The sequence below is a fragment of the Thermorudis peleae genome, assembly GCF_000744775.1.
In the GTDB taxonomy this organism is placed as follows: domain Bacteria; phylum Chloroflexota; class Chloroflexia; order Thermomicrobiales; family Thermomicrobiaceae; genus Thermorudis; species Thermorudis peleae.
Map to the genome: position 1 here is coordinate 555,510 of NZ_JQMP01000004.1, position 22,375 is coordinate 577,884.

Here is a 22,375-nt window from a genome sequence, read left to right on the forward strand (position 1 = left end):
TCCTGTCCGGGATTGTGCCATGTTAAGGCCGCGGTGCAAGAGCGAATTTTGATATCCTTTCGTAGCGAAACCCTTGCGCGAGGCGCATCACTGCCTCGCATGATGAAGTGGAGTGGTATCCCGTGCCAAATCGCCTTGCGAACGAGACCAGCCCCTATCTTCGTCAACATGCTGATAATCCTGTCGATTGGTATCCCTGGGGAGAAGAAGCCTTTCGCATCGCCCAAGAACAAGATAAGCCGATTTTGCTCAGCATCGGCTATGCCGCGTGTCACTGGTGCCACGTCATGGCTCACGAATGCTTTGAAAACCCTGACATCGCTCGTCTCATGAACGAGCGATTTGTCTGCATTAAGGTTGATCGGGAAGAACGACCGGATATTGACGCACTGTACATGAGCGCAGTACAGGCAATGACGGGGCAAGGGGGATGGCCGCTGACTGTCTTCCTAACACCAGACGGTCGGCCATTTTATGGTGGCACCTACTTTCCCCCTGAAGATCGACCAGGCCTACCAGGCTTCCCCCGCGTGCTCTTGGCTGTCTCTGAGACCTATCGCACACGACGAGCAGAGGTCGAGCGTGCTGCCAGTGACCTTGTACATTTCTTGAATCAGCAGTTTGCTCTTACTCTGCCAACAAGCACGCTGACCTCAACACTCCTTGACGAAGCGGCACGAAACCTTGTACCGGAATTCGATCGTGAGCACGGCGGATTCGGCACGGCACCGAAGTTCCCTGCGCCGACCACGCTTGAGTTCCTCCTCCGCACATTTCGTCGCGTTGGCTCCCAGCGCGCACGCGAGATGGTGACTTTCAGCCTGGAGCACATGATCCGGGGCGGAATCTATGACCACATTGGCGGAGGATTCCACCGGTATGCCGTCGATGCCGCTTGGGAGATCCCACACTTCGAGAAGATGCTCTATGACAACGCCCAGCTGAGCAGATTGCTTGTCCTTGCCTACCAGGCGAGTGGTAACCCGCTTTTCCGCCGCACGGCAACTGAGACACTCGACTACGTCCTGCGGGAGCTTCGGCTTCCCGGAGGTGGCTTCGCCAGCGCCCAAGACGCTGACGTTGAGGGCGAAGAAGGCAAGTTCTACACCTGGACAACTGAAGAACTCGAGGAAGCACTCGGTCCACAACTCTTTTCAGTGGCACAGCAGTATTTCGGCTTGCGCCCAGAAGGCAATTTTGAAGGGAAGCACGTCCTTCACGTCCCGAACCCGCCTGAACATGTCGCTGCAGCGCTTGGCATTGGGCAAGAGGAATTGATGGCGCAGGTCGCTGCAATTCGATCGCGACTCTTTGCCCTCCGTGAACAGCGCCCGCATCCAGCCCGTGATGAGAAAGTACTGACATCCTGGAACGGACTCCTCCTCCAGGCATTGGCCGAAGCGGCCACTGTGCTCGGTGAACCGACCTACGCCGAGGCCGCGGTGCAACTCGCTGCCTTCCTTCGCGACCATCTTGCAGAGGGTGACGCCCATCTCTGGCATGTCTTTGCAGATGGACAGGCCAAAGTCACGGGCCTCCTTGAGGACTACGCGTACCTCGCTCGTGGCCTCCTTGCCCTCTACGAGCTGACCTTTGATCGGCAATGGCTCCACTGGGCGCGCAGATTGACAGAAACAATCCTGCGCGAATTTCGCGATCCGGCAATCGGAGATTTCTTTGATACGACCGAACACGCCGATCATCTGGTAGCCCGGCCAAAGAGCCTCTTCGATTCGCCTACGCCGAGTCCGATCGCGGTCACGGCTGACGTCTTTCTCCGGCTGTCACTCCTCTTCGGCGACGGACGGTACGAGGAATATGCCCGCACGGTACTTGAACGTTATGCGCCACTCGCAAGTGAGCATCCGACTGGGATGAGCCAGTTCCTCCTCGTCCTTGACTTCTTGTTGGCTGAGCCGTTTGAGATTGCGCTCGTTGGGAACCCAGAACAGCCAGACATGGCCGCACTCTTGAAGGTTGTGCGTGAGCCGTATGTGCCGGCCAAGGTCGTTGCACTCCGTCGGCCACACGAGTATGACGAGTCTATACCGCTGCTGCTTGACCGTCCACAGAAGAATGGCACGGCAACGGCGTATGTCTGCCGGCACTTCGTCTGCCAACAACCGGTGACAACGCCAGCCGAGCTTGCAAGGCAGCTTGGGCTTGATGACCGCGATTTTACCAGCGTTCGCGAATAGGATAAGTGCAACGCCGTGGCGTGATCCCCGAGTTGTACTCATGCCAGAACGCGTCTGCCATGAATCACCGCAGCCCTACAAGAAGGGCATCGTATCTATGCAGTTGGTGGCTACTGGGCTGCGCCGACGTCGATTGCCGTTGCACCATGATGATCGTACGCAAAGCTGAACGTTTCCAGACCACGTAGACTTAGCACGGCGAAGAGGACGAGGGGGTGTTGGTTAATGACCGTTACACCGCCGACCTCGGTTGTTGGTACAGCCGGGCATGTTGATCATGGCAAGTCAACGCTCGTCAAAGCACTGACGGGGATTGACCCAGATCGACTGCGTGAAGAAAAAGAACGCGAAATGACGATTGACCTCGGTTTTGCTTGGCTCACGTTGCCAAGCGGCCGACGGGTCAGCATGATCGATGTGCCCGGCCATGAACGCTTCATCCGCAATATGCTGGCTGGAGTCGGTGGCTTCGACGCAGCGCTCCTCGTTATTGCAGCTGACGAAGGGCCAATGCCCCAGACACGCGAGCACTTGGCTATTCTTGATCTTCTCGAGATTCGCCAGGGTATTGTTGCGATCACCAAACGTGACCTTGTCGAGCCAGACTGGCTTGAGCTTGTGATGAATGAAACGATTGAACTGCTCCAAGGTACGACACTTGAAGGGGCACCGCTCATCCCAGTCTCGGCGATCACTGGCGAAGGCTTGGCGGAACTCATCCAGACGCTGGATACACTGCTGGCGACGCTTCCACCACATCCAGCAGACGGCAAGCCGCGCCTCGCAGTCGATCGCGTCTTTACCATAGCGGGCTTTGGCACCGTTGTCACTGGCACACTTCGCGATGGGCCGCTTAGCGTTGGCCAAGAGATTGAGATTCTGCCTGCCGGGAAACGCGGGCGCATCCGCGGTTTACAACGCCATCGGGAAAAAGTTGAGCATGCCTCTCCTGGCGCCAGAACGGCGGTGAACATTAGCGGCATAGCCGTCGAGGAGATCAGTCGAGGAGATGTGCTCACGATCCCAGGCTGGCTTACTCCAACCCAGCGGATCGACGCCCGGATCCGTTTGCTGGCAGATGCTCCAGCCATCCTCGAGCAAGATGATGAAGTGATGCTCTTCATCGGGACAAGCGAGACGCTTGCACAACTCACGTTGCTGGATGCGGAGAAGCTCACCCCAGGCGATACTGGTTGGGTCCAGCTCCGCCTGCGTAAACCGGTCGTCGCCGTTCGTGGGGATCGTTTCATCCTTCGTCGCCCCTCACCAAGTGCGACCTTGGGAGGCGGTGTGGTCGTGGACGCACACCCGCCGCGTCACCGGCGCTTTCATCCCGCAACAATTGCGACACTCGAACTGCTCGCTCGTGGTGAACCAGTGGAACTCGTCCGCCACGCGCTCGCTGAGGAACCACGTGACGTTGCGACATTAACCCGGCAATTGACATTGCATGAGCACCATGTAGCGGACGCCCTTGAGGTACTGCAAGCACAAGGCGAAATCATTGCACTCGTATCCCCAACTCCACACACGCCGACGCTTTACCTTCAGCGGGAAGCGCTCGAAGCATGGCGTAGCCGTCTTGTTGCACTGTTAGCTGATTACCATCAACAGTATCCCTTGCGCCGTGGCATGCCGAAGGAAGCTGCCCGTAGCCAGCTCGAGATTGCACCGCGGGCGTTTGATGCACTTGTCGCAACATTCGCTGGCATGGGAGCAATCGTTGACGATGGTGATGTCCTCCGCCTGCCAACACACGCGATTCAATTGACTCCACAACAAGAGGCAGCAGCTCAGCGGTTGCTAGCCGCGCTGCATGAGACACCCTATACGCCACCGTCACCTTCGACGCTTGGTGTGGATCCAGAACTCGTCAATGCCCTGATTGAGCTTGGATACATCGTTCGTGTCGACGAAGATATCGTTTTCCCAACCGATGTTATGCAGGAAATCGAGCAAACGGTCCTGACGCTCATTGACGCAAACAATGGCCTGACGCTCGCGCAGTTCCGGGACCATTTCAATACGAGCCGCAAGTATGCACAGGCAGTTCTTGAATATCTCGATCGAAAGCGAGTGACACGTCGTGTCGGTGACGTACGAGTACGATATGCGCAACCCCAAAGCTAATCTCCGTCCAGTTTTCCTCGCTCCCCACTATGACGATGTTGCGCTCTCGTGTGGAGGCACTGTCGCGCTCCTGGCCGAGCGCGGTCTGCGACCGGTTATCATCACGTGCTTCGGCGGTGAACCGCCAGCAACCTTAAGCGCATTCGCGCGATTCCAGCATCAGTGGCGAGGGCTCGACGATCACAACGCACTTGCTGTTCGCCGTCAAGAGGAACGTTCTGCTGCCACGTTGCTTGGCGCAGAGCCACTCTGGCTGGGCTTGCCAGACGCAATTTACCGTGGCGACCACTACCAAAGTGATGCCGAACTCTTTGGTGCAATCCATCCGGACGAGTGGTCACTGCTTGATGAACTCGAGCAGGCACTGACGTCGCTCCTTGACAAGGCCGGTATTCAGCCCGCCTGGTATGCCGTGCCACTGGGCATCGGCAACCACGTTGATCACCAACTGGTTCGCCTGCTTGGTCAACGGCTTCGGGCACATGGACAGGTGGTTTGGAGCTATGAAGATTTCCCCTACGTCCTGTTGCCTGGTGGTGAAGACCAACGCCACGCGCTTGTGACCCAATATTGCGAGCAAACGCCGTGGATGATCGAGCTGTCGGCCGAGCACCTTGAGCGCCGCATCGCCGCTATCGCCTGCTACGAGTCGCAACTCGCAGTTATCTTTCGTGATCTTGGCGACCCAGCAGAAGCAGTGAAGCGCGCAGCGCAGCGCGTGCGACAGGGACAATTGATAGAGCGGCTTTGGCTTTTACGTTCACGCGTAAAAGAGCATTCCGAGGCCATAGCCCACGTTCCGTGGCTCCTGAGCCAACCCGAGCACTGACGACAGTGTCGCTGTCTGTAGCCAATGGAGATAGTGCTGACCAATATTGCCCATTTCGACTTGCCATCCTGGTGGATTATCCGGCGTATAGCTTAAACAGCGACGTTCAAAGCACTGGATTAGTACGTCGTGGACACGCCCTCCTACCGGTACCCGTACCCAGTACGGATCCGTGATCGGCAGACCAAGAAGCGCAACCGGAGGATTGAGCAGCGGTTCGGAGCGGACATGGCCGGCAACTTGCACAAGTCCCCACTGGGCAGTGAAGCTCGCAAAGACATCAGCAATCCCGTGTCCAGTGGCTGGATCAGGCGCTCCCGCATGGACGTTGTACACTGCAAGCTGCGGATCATCCGTCACTGTACCATTCGCAGTAAGCACTTGGGTAATGACCGAACCGGGTGGTGGGGCTGGAGCCGATAAGAGTGGCCGGAGCGTGGCATACGTCGGTGATCCCGCTACGACATCACCAGCAACTGGAATGGCAGCAGGGCCAAGTGCAATAAACTGGCTATCGCCAATCTGTCGCTGGCCAGTAATCATTTCCCACGCGAGCCGGCCCCCCGTGATCGCCCAGCGAGCGTCGATCGGTTGATCAGGATGTGTCAACTCCATACGCCCCTTATCAAAATACTGTACCCACCGCTCGCCACCGGGTGATTCCTGATATGACTCGCTCACGACACCACTGATTGGATTGCCCCAGAGCCACGTACGATGATCAAGACCAGCTGCGACCGGTCCATCAACACGGTCATGCCACCACGCGAAAAGCGCAGCTGCCCGCTCAGGAGTCGTGATGGGATCGAGCAGCACCCAGCCAGCATTCAGCAAGGCAGCGCCGTCAGCAAACCAGGCATCGCCAGTTGAATGAAGCAACACTACAATTTCGCGTTTGCCAGCGCGCTCGGCAACCAGCACCAGACACCGACCAGCATTGTCTGTCCAGCCAGTTTTGCCCCCGATCAAGCCAGGATAGCTGCCGAGCAACTGGTTCGTATTCTGGAGCGTGAAGCCCTCAGCGCTGTAGCGGAGTGTGCCAAAGATAGTAACGAGCGTTGGATTGTTCAGCACAGCGCGCGCAAGTAAAGCAAGGTCATACGCGGAGCTGTAGTGGCCATCCGCATCTAAGCCATGCGGATTGATGTACTGCGTATCGCTCATGCCAAGGCTCGCTGCCCGAGCATTCATCCAGTCGATAAATTGCTGGCGTGCAAGCGCGCTCTCCTGAGCGGGACTACCGCCAACAGCCCGGGCAATAGCCATTGCAGCGTCATTGCCACTGCGAAGGAGCAGACCATAGAGCAACGTCCGTAAGGTTACCTGTTGCCCAGGAACGAGTCCCATCGATGACTCGCCAATTACATCCCCCGAGGTAATTGTGACAACTTGGTCGAGATTCCCTCGCTCCACCGCAACGAGCGCAGTCATCAACTTCGTCAAGCTTGCCATCGCTCGACGCTCATGGCTCGCTTGCTCGGCAAGCACCTTACCAGAATCGGCATCCATAATGACCCAGCTTGTAGCAGCGACCGCTGGTAACGATGCCGCCTGGACTGGGCTTACCTGCAGGAAAAGAGTCAGCAAGCAGCCAAGAAAGACGTATTGCCACTGCCGTCGGTTGATCATTTGCCCCTCCTCAAGGCCGATCATCGCAGACTGCCGCAACGACGGCAAGTGGCAACCCGATACGCCAGTGCAGACCACAAGGTCAAAATAGTGGCAATTGCGGGAAGGACTGCCCTAGCACCGCTTGCGGGTCAGCCTCAAGCCAGCCGGCAAGCACAGTGGCATAGACGCTTCGAAAATCGACGGCAAACTTCAGGTTGCCGTTCTCATCGAGGTTCTGCAAGTCAGGAGGTTCACCGTAGATCCCACTCTTCACTCCTGGCCCAACAACGAACAATGGAGCAGCTGTGCCATGGTCAGTGCCATGACTCGCATTTTCTTTTACACGCCGGCCAAACTCTGACCAGGTCATAACGAGCGTATTCTGGGCATGCCCTTTGGCCTGGAGATCTGCATAAAACGCTGCGACAGCATCGCCCAAAGTCTTCAGCAATTGAGCATGGTGATCTGCTTGGAGTGCATGGGTGTCGAATCCTCCAAGAATGATGTAGCCAATCCGCAGACCATAGCCGCCAGTGATCAATGCCGCGAAAAGCTTCAACCCATCAGCAAGTGAGGTTGAGGGATAGGACACACTTGGCTGGTAGCTCGTAAGTACCTGTTGCATCTGGACGCTGGCGAGGGCAGCGCTCTCGGCAGTAGCCTGAAGCAGTGCTGCGTATGGGGCCGGTGGCTGATATGCCTGGTAAAGCTGGCGCAAGGCTGCTTCACGTGCTTTGGTAAGGCTCACTGAACGAGGATCGGCTTCGAGCCGAAACTATTTGGGATTTTCTAGCACAGGTGGAGGGGTTGGCGGGCAGCAGAGTGCTGGCGGGAGCGTCGCCCCCAGCGCAACGGTGCTCAGCGGGTGTCCTTGACTATCCACCAATCCCTCGACCAACTTTGATAACCAGCCATCGTGTCGCGCCAGCTATGGATCCGCCGTTTGCCAAATATCCATCGCCTGAAAATGGGAAAGGCTGGGATGGTCATAACCGACGCCGTCAATGATCGCGAGTTGCCCTTGCGACCAGAGTGAGTGCAACGCACTGAGCGAAGGATGCAAGCCAAGTTGATCATTTAACGGGATGACTGATTCCGGGGCAATCGCCAAAGTTGGTCGGGCAGCATAATACTCACCGCTCTGGTACGGGATGACCGTGTTCAATCCATCATTCCCGCCAGCAAGTTGAATGATAATGAGCGTGCGATCCAGCACTGCAGCATTGGGCCCGGACACACGGTGATCAGCAGCTGCCACTTCAAGTGCTCGCGCAAAGAGGTTTGGCATAACGATGCCACTCGCGAGTGAAACCACTGAGGCACGAAGCAATTCACGCCGGGAGAGCACGTGACACCTCCTTAGTTTAGGTGATACTCAGGCAGAGCGAGAAAAAGATAGACAAGGCTACGACCTTGCTGATCAAGCCATTGATCCGGACTTTGGTGATATGCTGCAGCTGGACCAGCATGGTCATAGAGAATCTGACGCTGCGGATCAGCGAGTTGCCCGTCAACGAAGACCTCTGCGAGACGATCAACGACTCCTTGTGGGTCTTGGGGTAGCGGATCACCAAGCAGCGAATGGAAATCAAACTGCACCATCGCGCGCTGGGTTACGAGCGTATTCGCTGCATTCAGACGGGCTAGCCACGTTCCACTGTTAAGCCAGCTTGTTCCCCCAGGCCACCCGGCAACATTCGGCGGAGCAAAGAGATCTTGGCCCATCAGCTTGAGTGCTTGGGGAGCAAATTGCAGATTCCCATGAGCTCCAAGTTGACGGATCGCTCCTACAAGATATTCAACGGGAGATTTGATGAGAGAGCGGTAGGCACTCGGTTCACGAAACTCTGGCAGCAACAATATATCCTTTACTGCCGCCTTGATTGAATAATTTGTCTTTTGGAGCGTCGTCGCAATTCGTTGCACGAGATCTGGTGATGGCGTTGGCGTGACAAAGAAGCGCAGGAGTTTTGTCGCAAGGAAAGGAGCAGTGGCAGGTTGCTCGAGGATGATGTCAACAATATCATCCGGGCCAAAATTTCCGGTGCGCCCCAAAAAGGTTTTGGAACCACGATCATGCTGTGAAGGAACGAAGGCCGAGACATAGTCATTGCCGTCTTTGCGGAGGACGAGGCCGGTAAAGGCACGAGCCGCTTCCCGAACATCGACTTCAGTGTAATGGCCAGGCCCCATGGTAAAGAGCTCCATTAACTCCCGAGCATAGTTCTCATTCGGGTGACCAACACGATTCTCTGCAAGATCAAGCCAGCGCATCATGGCGACATCGCGTGAAATTCCCTTCAAAATGACCCCATAATTGTCCAGCGCGTGCTCACGGAAAAACTGATTCTGGCGTATCATCTCGCTTGGTGTCGCCTTGCCCAACGACGAAGTTAAGAGGCCATGCCAAAACAGCGTCATCTTCTCTTCAAGTGGCCGTGCGGTGTATGCCATGCGCACAAGCCACCATAAGCGAATACCGTTTGGTGTTGTGAGGTCGAAGTGGTACTGAGCGAGGAGTGCTTCAAGATCGTGATTGGCAACCTGTTCGTAGTTAACCAAACGACCAACAGCATTATCCCATCCGAGGCTCTGCCAGGTCGTCACTTCATTCGGCGCAAGACCAAAACCGGCTCGACGCAGGAGATGGCGGAATAATGTTCGCTCATCGAGCGAGGAAGAGGAAACGCGCGAATCAGCATAGTAGGCGGCAAGAAGCGCACTTAAGCCAGCAGCAACAAGCCCAGCGACAGCTTTGCGCCGACGAAGCGGTTGTTGCAGTAAGCGTTCCACAGCTGCTCCTCTTCTTTCGATTCCAGAATGAACCTAATCAGCAACTGTAACAGCGATGTAAACAGAGCAGCCAGGAACGCGGGATGTTTTCATCGATCTGTTGTCTGTGAGGCGATCGCGACCATATCGAGTTGGGCGAGCACACTCGCCATCTCAAGGGCTGCGAGCGCTGCCTCGGCTCCCTTATTCGCCATGCGTGTCCCAGCACGTTCGATTGCTTGTTCGATCGTGTCGGTGGTCAGCACGCCAAAAATGACCGGTACGCCCGTCTCGAGGGCAACATTCGCGATCCCCTTCGAGACTTCTGCTGCAACGTAATCGAAGTGCGGCGTTGACCCGCGTATCACCGCCCCAAGGCAAATCACGGCATGATAGCGCTGGCTCTGCGCAAGCCGTTTGGCGACGAGCGGCAACTCAAACGCGCCAGGAGTCCAGACAACATCAACTGCTGAGAGATCCGTTTCATGCCGAGCAAGCGCATCGAGCGCACCCTCGAGCAGCTTACTCGTGATGAAGTCGTTGTATCGGCTTACAATAATCGCAAAACGGCGATCACGACCGTTGAGTAGGCCAGCAATGGTGCGTGGGTGGCTACCATTTGTTGAAAGCAGTGTCATCGCCATCCTCCTATTCAGCTGCTGCACTGACGCGAGGCGACAATTCTCCGAGCAGGTGACCAAGTTTGGTGCGCTTTGTCTCAAGGTAATGCCGGTTGTGGTCATTTGGGGGAATCACAAGCGGCACCCGCACAACACTCGCAAAGCCATAGCAGGCGAGGGCACGCAATTTGGCTGGGTTATTCGTCAGCAGTTGCACATGCTGCACGCCAAGATCATGGAGGATGATCGCAGCTGCTCGATAATCGCGGGCATCAACTGGCAATCCAAGGCGCAGGTTCGCTTCGACCGTATCGAGGCCTTCTGCATCCTGAACATGGTACGCCCGGAGCTTGTTGACTAAGCCAATGCCGCGCCCCTCCTGGCGAAGGTAGACCAGTACGCCGCGACCGTGCTGTCCAATCCGCTCCAGGGCCGCCTCCAGCTGGGCACCACAATCACAGCGCAGGGAGCCGAATACATCACCGGTGAGGCATTCAGAATGAAGACGGACAAGCACCGGCTGTCCATCGTCAACAGCCCCGCACCAGAGCGCCAGGTCGATCTCATCGCTACCAATGCGACGATAGGCTCGGAGTGAAAAGGTCCCGTATCGGGTTGGCAGCTGCGTTTCGGCGACACGTTGGGCAAGTCGCTCGTGGGCAATACGGTAGGCAACGATGTCAGCGACATGCACGATGGGAATATCATGCTCGGCAGCAAAGCGCTCTAACTCGGGTAATCGGGCCATCTGGCCATCGGCACGCATGACTTCGCACAGGGCTGCAACAGGATGCAAGCCAGCTAACCGTGCGAGGTCAACTGAGGCTTCTGTCTGTCCACCGCGTTCAAGCACGCCACCTGGACGAGCACGCAAGGGGAAGACGTGCCCAGGCGTGACGAAGTCGGCGCGTGTCGCTGTGGGGTCGGCCAGTTTCCGAATGGTTGTCGCACGATCATAGGCTGAAATCCCTGTTGTTACCCCATAGCGCGCCTCGACCGACACCAGGAACGCGGTCCCAAATGGCGCTTCATCTTCACTCGGAGCGACCATTGGTCGGAGCCCAAGCCGGTCAGCCCACTCCGGCGCCATGGGAACACAGATTAAGCCGCGTGCTTCGCGCGCCATGAAGGCAACGGTCTCAGGAGTAACAAATTGAGCAGCAATGGCCAGATCGCCCTCATTTTCTCGGTCAGCGTCGTCAACGATGAGCACGAAGCCACCAGACCGAAACGCAGCGCATGCACGCTCAACACGCTCCCAACGCTCATCCATTAGTGCGCCTCCCAAAAGCCAGCCCGCACAAGCAACTCAGGCGTCACGCCATCAGGCGCGGCTGACTGTGCCGCCAATAACCGCTCGACATACTTGGCCATGACATCAACTTCGAGATTGACCAGCGCGCCAACCGGCTTCTGCGGCAGCGTAATATGCTGCTGGGTATACCGTACGAGTGAGACACTCAACCCGTCAGGATGCACCGTCATAATGGTCAAGCTGGCGCCATCAACTGCAATGTAGCCGCGCTCGACGAGGTAGCGCTGAATCGCCGGGGGAACAGTAATGCGTACAATCATGGCTTCACCATGGGGCTGCTTGCTGGTGATGCGGCCAACGCCATCGACATGCCCCTGGACGTAGTGACCGCCGAGCCGGCCATTCACAGCAAGCGCTCGTTCGAGATTGACCCGATCACCGGGCTTGAGCTGGCCGAGCGTCGTTCGTTCCAACGTGACAGGCTGAAGTCCTACGGTAAACCCGTCAGTGGTGCAATCCGTCACGGTGAGACAGACGCCATCGACACTGATACTGTCGCCCAGGCGCGTGCCCTCGAGCACCGTTCGGCACGCAATCGTGATCTCAGCCCCACCGGGGCGATGGACAACGCGGCGCACCGTACCGACTTCTTCAATAATGCCTGTGAACATCCTGTATCCCTCCCTATACCGTAGGCAGCGGATGGATGCGGCCGTGTACCATGATGTCTGGCCCTAACCGGCGAACGCGCACATGGTGGAGTCGCCATGCGTGGGCAAGCAGCGCGACGCCGTCGCCTCCGACTGGCCCCGGAGCTGTCCGACCACCGACAATCAGTGGTGCGATGAGCGCATAGACCTGGTCGACCAGATCATCGTCGAAAAGCGAACCGATGAGTGTACCGCCACCTTCAACGAGCACCCGGTTGATGCCTACGTTGCCGAGGTGACAGAGCAGAGCGCGCAGGTCAACACCGCGATCAGACCGCGGCACTACGACAACATCTGCTCCAGCCGCTGCAAGCGCCTGTCGCCGCTCGACTGGAGCCTCATCGGTGCAGGCAATGACAGTCCGTCCAGGCAGATCGGGCGCAAGGAGTGCGGCCGTGGGAGGAGTACGAGCGAGTCGGTCAACGATGACACGAAGCGGATGGTGTGGCCCGCCCAGCCCGGCATGCTCAGCCGGTATGCGCGTTGTCAGCAAGGGATCATCGGCAAGGACGGTACCAATGCCGACCATGATCGCGTCATGTTGGTCACGGAGTTGATGCGCAAGCAGCCGCGCAGGTGCACTGGTGATCCATCGACTGTTGCCAGTTCGGGTAGCAATACGCCCGTCAAGCGTTATAGCGTACTTGACGGTCACCTCGGGCATACCCGTCTGCAGCCGTTTCAGATAGCCAGCGTTGACTTCAACCGCCCGCCGCTTCTCAAGCCCAACGGTAACGGCAACACCAGCCTCCCGCAGCTGAGCAAGACCTCGCCCATTGACCGCCGGAAACGGATCACGGAGCGCAGCGACGACGCGCGCAATACCAGCCGCAAGCAACGCTTCGGTACAGGGCGGAGTACGGCCGTAGTGGGCGCAAGGTTCCAGTGTCACGTAGAGCGTAGCACCACGAGCCTGTTCGCCAGCTTGGCGTAGCGCGACGATTTCAGCATGTGGGCCGCCAGGGGGATGCGTACAGCCAGCGCCAACGACCATCCCATCGCGCACGATGACAGCACCGACAGCGGGGTTCGGCGCAACCCGCCCCTGCGCTTGCCAGGCAAGTGCGAGTGCTTGTCGCATGAAGCGGCGGTCATCAGTCGACCAGCGTTGGTGCTGTGGCATGTACGCCATCCATTCTCCCGGCCGATCCGGCATAGAAAAATCCCGGAGGACAAGCCTCCGGGGATGATGGCGATCGCGGTGTGCTGCAAACGCCGGATACCGGCCGGTGCAACAACCTTCTCCCATCCGGACTATACCGTCGGCTCCGGAGTTTCACCGGATCCTGCGGCCGAAGCCGCTCGCGGGCTTTACCGCCGGTCGGGAATTGGCGCCGCGCGCCTCACCCTGCCCCGAAGGTCTTGCATAGCAATTCTACCGTTCTCGTACGGTGACCGTCAAGCGAGCAAGGGCTGAGCGGGCGGCCCAGTAGCCACACATGCCATGAACGCCGCCACCAGGTGGCGTTGCTGACGAGCACAGAAACAGTTGAGGATGCGGTGTGGCATAAGGGTTACGCCGCGGTGCCGGGCGAAAGAACAGCTGACGGAGATCCATTACGCCACAGTTGATGTCACCCCCGATCATATTCGGCTCGCGCTCAGCAAGTTGAGCGGCTGTTTGGACATGACGGGCAAGAATCCGCTTGCGAAAGCCAGGAGCAAATCGCTCGATCTGTTCTTCAATCGCCGCACTCAAGTCACGATCTGAGCCAGCGGGCACATGGCAGTAGGCCCAAACAACCTGACGTGTCCCAGGGGCTCGCGTCGGATCAAATCGGCTCGGTTGCACGAGGATGACAAACGGGCGATCAGGGCATTGACCATGCGCAACCGCACGTTCAGCTTCAGCGATCTCCTCTGCTGTACCGCCGAGATGGACTGTCGCTGCGTCATGACAGTCAACAGCCCGCCAAGGCACTGGCCCATCGAGGACGTAATCAACTTTGCATACGCCTGGCCCAAAGCGATAGCGTCGCAGCCAACGCCGATAGGAAACGGGTAGCCAGGAGCGAGCAAGAGAAAGCACATGCGGCGGTGCGAGGTCAAGCAGTAGCGCTCGTGCACGTGGCAGTTCTGCAAGGCTCGTAACCCTCGTGTTGGTCCGTAATTCGCCGCCATATTCGAGCAGCGTCGCAACTAAAGCGTCCGCAACACGCTGTGCCCCGCCGCGTGGCAGCGGCCACCCCACGGTGTGGGCAAGGAGCAAGAGGACCAGGCCAAAGGCAGCTGATGGCGGCTGGTCAAGCGGCAACATGCCATGTGCTGCAACACCAGCAAAGAGTGCACGTGCCTGCGGGGTTCGAAACCAGGTGTTGGCTAGCCGTTGCGCAGACTGCAGGGCGACAAGCCCGAAACGCGCTATTAGTGCTGGCCGCGATGGCCAGCGAAGTGGACCAAGAATCCAGCGAAAAAGGGGATCCGCTTGATCAACGAAGATTTCAAGGAGGCGACGGTAGGCCGGACCGTCTTCAGCAAGACGCGCTGCTGTCTCATTCAGCCGACGGCTGAGAACCGCGGCGGTACCGTCTTCAAAAGGATGAGCAAGGACAAAGGGCGACTCGACCCATCCGAGGCCATTGCGGCCCAGGGGCAATGCTCGCAAGAACGGCGACACCCGAACGAACGGTAAGACTGCCGCACAGAGATCATGCACGACGCCAGGCAGCGTCAGTGGTTCGCTGCGGAGGCCGCCTCCAGCGACTGGCGCTGCTTCAATGACAACAACTCGCTGGCGTGCCATCGCCAACGCAATAGCAGCCGCAAGCCCATTAGGGCCAGCGCCAACCACCACGGCATCATAGGCTGTTTCCATCGCTCGCCCTTCACCGCTGACGCCACGTCGTTATGCACCATCGGCCATCTCGTCAATCGCCTGAAGCATTGCCCAGACAAACGCGTGCACTCGTGCTAGGCACGGCAGTTCAATCTTGTCCACTGTATCCGACTGCTGATGCCAGTACCCCATATATGGCACAGCTGGATGGCCTGTTGGCAACTGTGAGTCAATCGTGAGGCCACGAAACCCACGCCGCACGACGACGCCGGTATCAGTATAGGCTCCACCACGATGCTCTCCGCCAAGCCATCCTGGATAGTGAGCTGCTACCTTGCGTGCAAGCGCGAGCACAGATCGGTCAGGTCGTGCCGGTAGCAAGAGTCCTTCACGGAGGAGAAGCGTAGGGAAGCCGATGCCAACCATGTCGAGGTCGATGAACACAGCATTGTGGAGCGCATCGCGATGTTGCTCAAGGAAGGCAGCAATGCCATAGGCACCGACTTCTTCACAGCCATTGGCAACCACCCACACTTCGGTTCCGTTGAGTGGCTGCCGCACTAAGCGCTCGCCAAGCGCGAGCACGCTTGCTGCACCACTAGCGTTGTCGTTCGCGCCTGGAGTATAGGGTGTGCGATCGGCATGTAATGTCATAGCAAGGGCAAAGAGTTGCATTCCTGTCGCAGGCAAGAGCCAGAACGGAAGCGGGCTACGGCCACGCCATGCTGCGCGGCCGAAGCCTACCGTGTTTGCAATGAGGCTTAGGAAACTTACCCCGACAAGTCCGGAGAACGCCCTCAGCCAACGCGGACTGCTGTAAAACACAGGAGTTCGATGCGTATCAAGATGCCCATAGATGACAACGCGTTGCCGTACCGGACCAGTTGGTGGCACAACGGCGACGACGTTCTGACTTTGTCCGTGGGGAGCTAAGCGTCGTGCCCAGTGATCACGAAATTCGGTTTCGCACAAGAAGGCCCATGCCCCAAGACCGTTGAGCGCCGAGGCCAAGAGTGCGCGCAGTCGACCTGGCTCAACCGCCCAGACAACCGTGCCAACCAGTCCAGCAGCAAACGCAAGTGCATACGGACGATAGGTCGATCGGCCACTGCGGAATGGTTCGATGGAGGTCAAAAGTCCTGCTTGCCGCCATATTGACGCCGCATAGTCTGCAGCGCGCCGTTCACCAACGCCGGTTGACGGGCGTGGGCCAATCTCCTCAGCCAATACGCGGATGTGCACCAATGCTCGCTCGGCCCACTGCCATGCTTCGTCAGGGATCGATGCTCGCTCCTGTGCTGCAAGGCGATGATCACCGCCCACCATTCTGTGACTCCCTCGGCTCTCTTCCAGCACTGGGCATACCAGAACTGCATTCCAGTATAGTGGCCAACTGGCAGTCCGGCGAAGCATTGCTGCTCTGTCATACTATTGCAGACTTGTTACCATGCTAGGTATAATTGATTATGGAAAGCAAAAGAGAACCAACGGCCTTGCGCAGCCCTGCGGGCGATGGGGAGCGTAGACCGAAAGGAGGCTGGCTATGCAGTTCGGGACGTTCCTCTTGATGCTGGCGCTCAGCTATGCCTTTGGTGTGCTGTGGTATGACTTGCTGCCGGGCAAGCTGTCGATGAAGCCCTGGCGGGTGGCGGCGTATCCGTTCCTCGGCATGTGGGTGGCTGAAGTCTTCTTCCACCGCGGTCCTGCCTTCGGCGACCTGCACCTGATTCCGCTGGTCATTGGTTCACTCGTTGCAGTCATTATTGACTGGATTATCACGGCGGCTCGTCATCCAGCGAGCGTGCCGGATTACGAGGCGCGGGCAACTGCTGCGTAAACGCAGCGGAGCAGCGAAGCCACCCCGTCACCCACAGGGCAAGCATCCGGGTCGTGAGAAGCGACCCGGATGCTTGCATTTTGGATACTCACGATTGGGCGGTTCCCCGTTAGCGTTGACCAGCGTGATCTGCCTCGGGCGGACGAACAGCTGCCTCAACCGCAGCAACAAACGCTTCCTCAGGTCGTGCGCCTTCAAGGCGAAGCCGTTCGTTAATAACAATCGTCGGCACGGCGTAGACTTGATAGCGCTGCGCCAGATGCGGGAATTCCGCTACTTCAATCACATCAGCGGTGACCTTCTCGCTCTCAATCGCCATCATGTGCGCCAACCTGGCGGCACTTGGGCAGTGCGGTCAAGTTGGAGTAACGAAGACTTTAATATGCGCCGGTGCAGGGAGCTTCGCTAAGGTCTCACGGCTGAGGGGAGTCAGCCGTGTTGTGCCGCGAGAGAGATCGGCCAGATCCTCAATGAGCACGGCGAATTCATAGCCCGCCGGCAGGCCTACATAGCGAACAGTGCCAGCGTTCTTGCCTGAGAAGACCGCCGTAGGAATGTCCGTCACGCCAGCCGTTCGGGCCTCAGCCTGTGCTTGCAGAAAGTCGACAACCTCAAGCTTCACTTTCTCTGAGAGCTGAGCAAGCTCACTATACAATTCGTTCGCTTCTCGACATGTTGCGCACTCGTATCCTGGTAGTTGCAACTGGGCAAGCCGTTGGGTATAGAGCGTAATGGTGACTGGGTCAACGAGTTCTTCAGCAAAACGCTTCCGCAAGTAGTCTTGATCGCGCGCTGAGAGTAGTGGCATGATCCCGCCCTCCTTTCCCATGCAGTATACCCCTCTAGGCTATTTTGCACCAAGATATGCAGAGCACGATATACCGAGGGAGGAACAAATGGGCGAGTTACGGATTGGCACCTCGGCATGGCACGATCACCAAGGGTTCTACCCGCCGACGCTTTCGTCAACTGAGCGACTCCGGTTTTACGCCCAATACTTTCCCGTCGTCGAGGTCAATAGCACGTACTATCACTTACCAAGCGTGCATACCGTTGAAGGATGGGTTGAGCGGACTCCACCGGGGTTTCTTTTCCACGTGAAACCGCCTCGTTTGCTAACACACACACCAGAGCACCCTGGAGCACCATCACCTGCCTTTGACCCGAACGTTGCTCGAGCATTTCGCGAGATCGTTAAGCCCTTGCAAGAAGCTCGAAAACTCGGCGCGTTGACCTTCCAATTTCCGCCATCGTTTCGCAACACTCCGCAACACTGCGAGTATCTCAAACGATTACGGGAATTCTTCCCCGATCATCTTATTGCTATCGAATTTCGCCGGCGAGACTGGCTGGATGAACGTCATGCGGAACGCACACTTGCACTACTTCAGGCACTCGGCTATAGCTTCACGATGGTCGATGAGCCACAAGTTGGGATCGGAAGTGTTCCACCTGTCTATGCTGTCACGAATCCTCAACTCGCCTTAATCCGCTTCCACGGACGAAACGCGGAGAAGTGGTACCATGTTGGAACGTCAAGCACTGAGCGTTTCGATTGGAACTACCAACCAGCGGAGCTTGAGGAGTGGCGCCCTCGGATCAACCGCGCCCTGGCTGACGCACACGCCGTCCACGTCTTGTTCAACACCAATGCCGGTAACCAGGGACCGCGTAATGCCTTTCTGCTGATGGATGTACTTGGTGTCCCACACCCACCACCGCCTTGGGAACATCTAAGCCAGCCGCCACTCTTCTCAGAGTAGCGCATGACGATACTGCAGGAAGAAATGCCAGAGCGCTTCAGCTGCGGGCGTTGTTGGCCGGCCACGTCGACGGACGATTGACCATGAACGACGCACCGGGAAGCCTTCAACATCGAGAATAACGAGCCGGCCAAGTTCAAGTTCTAGCATAATCGCGTCTCGTGGCATGACCGCGATACCAAGGTCAACTGCCACTGCTTGCTTAATTGCCCCGTTGCTCCGTAGTTCCATCCCAATCCGCAACGGGACACCGGCTTCGGCAAAGATCCGCTCCGTATCAGCCCGGGTACCAGAGCCAACCTCACGGACCAGAAGCAACTCGTCCCCCAGGGCAGTGAGCGGAATTTGACGCCGCCTTGCCAGGGGATGGCGCGGTGAAGCAATAACCACTAATTCATTGGGGAGAAATTCAGCGATCTCGAGTCCTTCACGATTTTCGATCAACCCCATAATCGCTACATCAACCTCGCCAGCGAAGAGCTTCTGTTGCACTGCAAAACGGTTCAATACGTCGAGGGAGAGCGTAACGCCAGGATAGGCGCGGTGAAACGCCCCAAGAATGCGAGGCACGACATAGATGCCAGCTGTCGTGCTTGCGGCAAGCGCAACATGGCCGCGTTCAGCCGCCCGAAGAGCTTGCACGCCCGCAAGCCCTTGCATCAAGAGCTCGAGCACTTGCTCAACACACGGCAGGAGATGCTTCCCGGCTTCGGTAAGCTCGACGATACGCCCCTCGCGGACAAACAGCGGCAGGCCCAGCGCCTGCTCCAGCGCACGGACTTGCGAGGAGACTGCTGGTTGGCTCACACAGAGTTCTTCCGCCGCTTTTGAGAAGCTCCGGTTACGCGCAACCGCGCGAAACACTTCCAGCTGGCGCAACGTGATGTCCATGCTGCCCCCCGATCTATAAGTGAATGCAATACGGCAATCACAAATTGCTATTGGACATTATAGCGCTGACACGGTACGCTGTGAAGTGATTCACAAAGTGGAGGTTGCACTACTGACAGGAGGGAACGATGGACCACAGGTTACTGCCGATGCCTGACGAGCCTGTTGAACTAGTGGAAACGCCACTCCTTCCGCCTGGATATCGTGTGCCGTCTAGTCGTTGGGAACAGCCAAGCACGCGACTGCGCCGGCTGCTCGCAACGTTACCGTATGTGTTTGCCCCAGGCGTCTATGATCCGCATGGTGCAGAACTAGTGATGTACTACCAGTTCCCAGCTGTGTACTTCAGCGGCTATTCGTTTGCGATTGGGCATCTGGGCACTACCGACATGGACCTCTACACCGGCGTCGAAATTGCTGATGCCGCACGCCGGGTCGTCATGGCTCTGCGCAAGTTTCAGCTCACGATGGCAGTCGGTGATCCTGACAAAGGCATTCCACCACGCCACTTGCACATTCCGCCAGTTGTCGTGGACATGGATACTGGGTATGGCAATGTCTTCAACGTGCAACGCATTGCTGAACTCTATGTGACCGCTGGCGTTGCGGGAGCACACATCGAAGACCAGGTGATGCCGAAGCGCTGTGGCCATATTGTGGGCAAGGCGCTGATCCCAATCGAGGAGATGCTGGGCAAGCTGAAGATGCTGCGAGCGGTCGCCGACGACTTGGGAAATCGGGACTTCGTCATCATCGCCCGCACTGACGCCGTCTCGGCTGTCGACGCACCAGAAGGGCGTGGTGGCTTGGACTGCGCAATTAACCGCGCGCTGCGCTACTTAGACAGCGGCATTCCTGATCTCGTCTGGTGCGAGTTCCCAACAGCAGAACGCGGCCCGACTGAGCGATTTGCCGAAGAAGTGCGCAAGCGCTTCCCCGATGCCCAACTCGCATTCAACTGGTCCTCGTCATTCAAGTGGTTCACCGAACCAAATCCGTTGACGTTTGCTGAGCTTGGCGAGATGGGCTTTCGCTTCATCTTCATTACCCTGGCCGCTCAGCACGCCATGGGCGCCGGCTTCAGCCGACTGCTCCAGGGACTCGCGCACGAGCAAGAACAGGCGTATATTGCGCTCCAGCGAGAAGAGTGGGCCGAAGAACTGCCGACCCGCAGTCACCATCTCTTCACGGGCGTTCCCTACCATCAACTCACAGGGGAATGCTATGCCGCTCCACGGCTGGGACGCAACGTTGGGGAGAAGCCACCGGAAGAGGCAGTAGTCTAGCGCCAGACTTTGCATCAGCGAGCACCTCAGGTACACTGCCGGCAGAAAGCGGCAGTGGATGAGGGAGCGAGAGGGAGGCGCATCATGATGCCGGCAATTCCCGGGATGCTTGTCCCCAAGGTGGACACACCGGAGCAGCAGGCGATCTTATCACCTGAAGCCTTGGAGTTTGTCGCCAACTTACACCGCACGTTCAACAAGCGGCGGCTGGAACTGTTAGTACGCCGAGCGGAGCGCCAGGCTGAACTCGACGCTGGCGCACTGCCTGACTTCCGGGCTGACACTGCCGAAATCCGTGCTAGCGATTGGCGCGTGCCACCGGCTCCACCTGATCTGCAAGACCGGCGAGTCGAGATCACGGGCCCCGTTGACCGTAAGATGATGATCAACGCGCTCAATTCGGGGGCAAGTGTGTTCATGGCAGATTTTGAGGATGCGCTTGCCCCGAGTTGGGCAAACGTTATCCAAGGCCAAGTGAACCTGTACGATGCTGTGCGGCGAACCATCTCGTTTGAGAGCCCCGATGGTCGCGTCTATCGGCTTGCCGAGAAAACGGCTACGCTCCTTGTACGGCCACGCGGCTGGCATCTCGACGAGCGCCACGTGTTGATTGATGGCGAACCGATCAGCGCTAGCCTTTTTGACTTTGGGCTCTATGTCTTCCACAACGCGCACGAACTTGTGCGCCGGGGCACCGGACCGTATTTCTACCTGCCGAAACTCGAAAGTGCCGAAGAGGCCGCGCTCTGGCACGACGTCTTCTGTGCGGCTGAAGATGCGCTTGCGTTGCCAAGAGGCACGATTCGGGCCACTGTCCTTATTGAGACAATTCTTGCTGCCTTTGAAATGGATGAAATCCTCTATATGCTTGGCGAGCATGCCACTGGGCTGAACGCTGGCCGCTGGGACTATATCTTCAGCATCATCAAGAAGTTCCGGCGCCGCTCTGACTTTGTGCTCCCCGATCGGGCTCAAGTGACGATGACCGTGCCCTTTATGCGAGCGTATACCGAACTGCTTGTGAAGACCTGCCATCGGCGTGGAGCACACGCGATTGGCGGCATGGCAGCATTCATTCCAAGTCGTCGCGACCCTCAGGTCAATGAAGTCGCGCTCGCCAAGGTGCGCGAAGACAAAGAGCGAGAAGCAGGAGATGGCTTCGATGGCACCTGGGTTGCTCACCCGGACCTGGTGCCAGTGGCGAAAGCAGTGTTTGACCGCGTTCTTGGCGAACGTCCTAACCAACTTGATCGCCAGCGCGATGACGTTCAGGTCAGCGCTCGCGATTTGCTGAATATCCAGGTACCAGGGGGGCAAATTACTGAGGCCGGCTTCCGGAACAATGTAAGCGTCGCATTGCAATATCTCAACTCGTGGCTCCAGGGGCAAGGCGCTGCAGCTATTTTCAATCTCATGGAAGATACGGCAACTGCCGAGATTTCGCGCGCGCAGCTCTGGCAATGGCGCTTCCACAGTGCCAAGCTCAACGACGGCCGTCCAGTCACACGCGAGCTGTATGAGTCCATTCGTGATGAAGAGGTTGCCAAACTTGGCGGACGTAACGCCGGGCGGATGGCTGATGCGGTTGAAATTCTCGATGAACTTGTACTGCGCGACGAATTCGTCGAGTTCCTGACCTATCTGGCCTATCCGAAGCTTGATTAGCTGTAGCGGTGCAGGGAGGTGAGCAGACAGTA

General features: G+C 57.7%; 19 protein-coding genes, 1 pseudogene and 1 riboswitch. Of the genes and pseudogenes, 7 read left to right on the top strand and 13 right to left on the bottom strand.

Annotated elements, in window-relative coordinates; translation table 11 throughout:
- Positions 1 to 122: 122 nt before the first annotated feature.
- The 3 genes from N675_RS12440 (at position 123) to N675_RS12450 (ending at position 5,157) form a co-directional block, all read left to right on the top strand.
- Entirely contained in the window at positions 123 to 2,198 is a 2,076-nt protein-coding gene (locus N675_RS12440) for a thioredoxin domain-containing protein (RefSeq protein WP_038040353.1), read from the top strand.
- A 225-nt stretch (positions 2,199 to 2,423) separates the two neighbouring features.
- A complete protein-coding gene (gene selB, locus N675_RS12445) occupies positions 2,424 to 4,328 on the top strand; it encodes a selenocysteine-specific translation elongation factor (RefSeq protein WP_038040356.1) in 1,905 nt (634 codons plus the stop codon).
- Positions 4,285 to 5,157 (top strand): PIG-L deacetylase family protein, encoded by an 873-nt coding sequence (locus N675_RS12450; RefSeq protein ID WP_231578041.1) that lies wholly within the window; start codon positions 4,285 to 4,287, stop codon positions 5,155 to 5,157. The genes selB and N675_RS12450 overlap by 44 nt, the downstream gene beginning before the upstream one ends.
- Here N675_RS12450 and N675_RS13835 read toward each other — a convergent pair.
- The 10 genes from N675_RS13835 to N675_RS12500 all read right to left on the bottom strand — a co-directional run bounded on the left by N675_RS13835 (position 5,089) and on the right by N675_RS12500 (position 16,227).
- Positions 5,089 to 6,786 (bottom strand): D-alanyl-D-alanine carboxypeptidase family protein, encoded by a 1,698-nt coding sequence (locus tag N675_RS13835; protein ID WP_051914725.1) that lies wholly within the window; start codon positions 6,784 to 6,786, stop codon positions 5,089 to 5,091. The two genes, N675_RS12450 and N675_RS13835, sit on opposite strands and share 69 nt — an antisense overlap.
- An 82-nt stretch (positions 6,787 to 6,868) precedes the next feature.
- On the bottom strand, positions 6,869 to 7,516 hold the full coding sequence (locus tag N675_RS13840; RefSeq protein ID WP_051914726.1) for a DUF1501 domain-containing protein: 648 nt from the start codon (positions 7,514 to 7,516) through the stop codon (positions 6,869 to 6,871).
- Between the two features lie 180 nt (positions 7,517 to 7,696).
- Positions 7,697 to 8,116 carry a DUF1501 domain-containing protein gene (locus N675_RS13845; protein ID WP_051914727.1) on the bottom strand — a complete coding sequence of 140 codons (420 nt, stop codon included), beginning with the start codon at positions 8,114 to 8,116 and terminating at the stop codon, positions 7,697 to 7,699.
- Between the two features lie 11 nt (positions 8,117 to 8,127).
- The gene (locus tag N675_RS13850; protein WP_051914728.1) at positions 8,128 to 9,561 is read right to left on the bottom strand and encodes a DUF1800 domain-containing protein; all 1,434 of its coding nucleotides are present in this window, start codon (positions 9,559 to 9,561) and stop codon (positions 8,128 to 8,130) included.
- A gap of 89 nt (positions 9,562 to 9,650) precedes the next feature.
- On the bottom strand, positions 9,651 to 10,178 hold the full coding sequence (ribH, locus tag N675_RS12475) for a 6,7-dimethyl-8-ribityllumazine synthase (RefSeq protein WP_038040361.1): 528 nt from the start codon (positions 10,176 to 10,178) through the stop codon (positions 9,651 to 9,653).
- Positions 10,179 to 10,188: 10 nt separating this feature from the next.
- Entirely contained in the window at positions 10,189 to 11,433 is a 1,245-nt protein-coding gene (locus tag N675_RS12480) for a bifunctional 3,4-dihydroxy-2-butanone-4-phosphate synthase/GTP cyclohydrolase II (protein ID WP_038040365.1), read from the bottom strand.
- Complete coding sequence (locus N675_RS12485; protein ID WP_038040368.1) at positions 11,433 to 12,086, bottom strand: riboflavin synthase; 654 nt, start codon at positions 12,084 to 12,086, stop codon at positions 11,433 to 11,435. The genes N675_RS12480 and N675_RS12485 overlap by 1 nt, the downstream gene beginning before the upstream one ends.
- Positions 12,087 to 12,099: 13 nt before the next feature.
- Positions 12,100 to 13,248, bottom strand: a complete 1,149-nt coding sequence (gene ribD / locus N675_RS12490) for a bifunctional diaminohydroxyphosphoribosylaminopyrimidine deaminase/5-amino-6-(5-phosphoribosylamino)uracil reductase RibD (RefSeq protein ID WP_038040370.1) — start codon at positions 13,246 to 13,248, stop codon at positions 12,100 to 12,102.
- Positions 13,249 to 13,358: 110 nt separating this feature from the next.
- Positions 13,359 to 13,490, bottom strand: a riboswitch (FMN riboswitch).
- Positions 13,491 to 13,500: 10 nt separating this feature from the next.
- Entirely contained in the window at positions 13,501 to 14,940 is a 1,440-nt protein-coding gene (locus N675_RS12495) for a phytoene desaturase family protein (protein WP_038040372.1), read from the bottom strand.
- Between the two features lie 30 nt (positions 14,941 to 14,970).
- Positions 14,971 to 16,227, bottom strand: a complete 1,257-nt coding sequence (locus N675_RS12500; protein WP_038040374.1) for a M28 family metallopeptidase — start codon at positions 16,225 to 16,227, stop codon at positions 14,971 to 14,973.
- Between the two features lie 217 nt (positions 16,228 to 16,444).
- Between N675_RS12500 and N675_RS12505 the strand changes: the two genes are divergently transcribed.
- Positions 16,445 to 16,738 (top strand): hypothetical protein, encoded by a 294-nt coding sequence (locus tag N675_RS12505; RefSeq protein ID WP_038040377.1) that lies wholly within the window; start codon positions 16,445 to 16,447, stop codon positions 16,736 to 16,738.
- 109 nt (positions 16,739 to 16,847) lie between these two features.
- Here N675_RS12505 and N675_RS13855 read toward each other — a convergent pair.
- Positions 16,848 to 17,081 (bottom strand): annotated as a pseudogene (locus tag N675_RS13855) (thioredoxin family protein); the annotation flags it as partial.
- A 12-nt stretch (positions 17,082 to 17,093) separates the two neighbouring features.
- Positions 17,094 to 17,546, bottom strand: coding sequence for a hypothetical protein (locus N675_RS13860; protein WP_051914730.1), 453 nt, complete (start codon positions 17,544 to 17,546; stop codon positions 17,094 to 17,096).
- 88 nt (positions 17,547 to 17,634) lie between these two features.
- On the opposite strand from N675_RS13860, the gene N675_RS12515 reads away from it, so the two are divergent.
- Complete coding sequence (locus N675_RS12515) at positions 17,635 to 18,501, top strand: DUF72 domain-containing protein (protein ID WP_038040380.1); 867 nt, start codon at positions 17,635 to 17,637, stop codon at positions 18,499 to 18,501.
- On the opposite strand, the gene N675_RS12520 is transcribed toward N675_RS12515, so the two are convergent.
- The gene (locus N675_RS12520; protein ID WP_038040382.1) at positions 18,493 to 19,392 is read right to left on the bottom strand and encodes a LysR family transcriptional regulator; all 900 of its coding nucleotides are present in this window, start codon (positions 19,390 to 19,392) and stop codon (positions 18,493 to 18,495) included. The genes N675_RS12515 and N675_RS12520 overlap by 9 nt on opposite strands.
- 128 nt (positions 19,393 to 19,520) lie before the next feature.
- On the opposite strand from N675_RS12520, the gene N675_RS13865 reads away from it, so the two are divergent.
- Positions 19,521 to 20,678: an isocitrate lyase/PEP mutase family protein gene (locus N675_RS13865; protein ID WP_051914731.1), complete on the top strand. Its 1,158-nt coding sequence runs from the start codon at positions 19,521 to 19,523 to the stop codon at positions 20,676 to 20,678.
- An 87-nt stretch (positions 20,679 to 20,765) separates the two neighbouring features.
- A complete protein-coding gene (aceB, locus tag N675_RS12530) occupies positions 20,766 to 22,343 on the top strand; it encodes a malate synthase A (protein ID WP_197066306.1) in 1,578 nt (525 codons plus the stop codon).
- Positions 22,344 to 22,375: the final 32 nt, after the last annotated feature.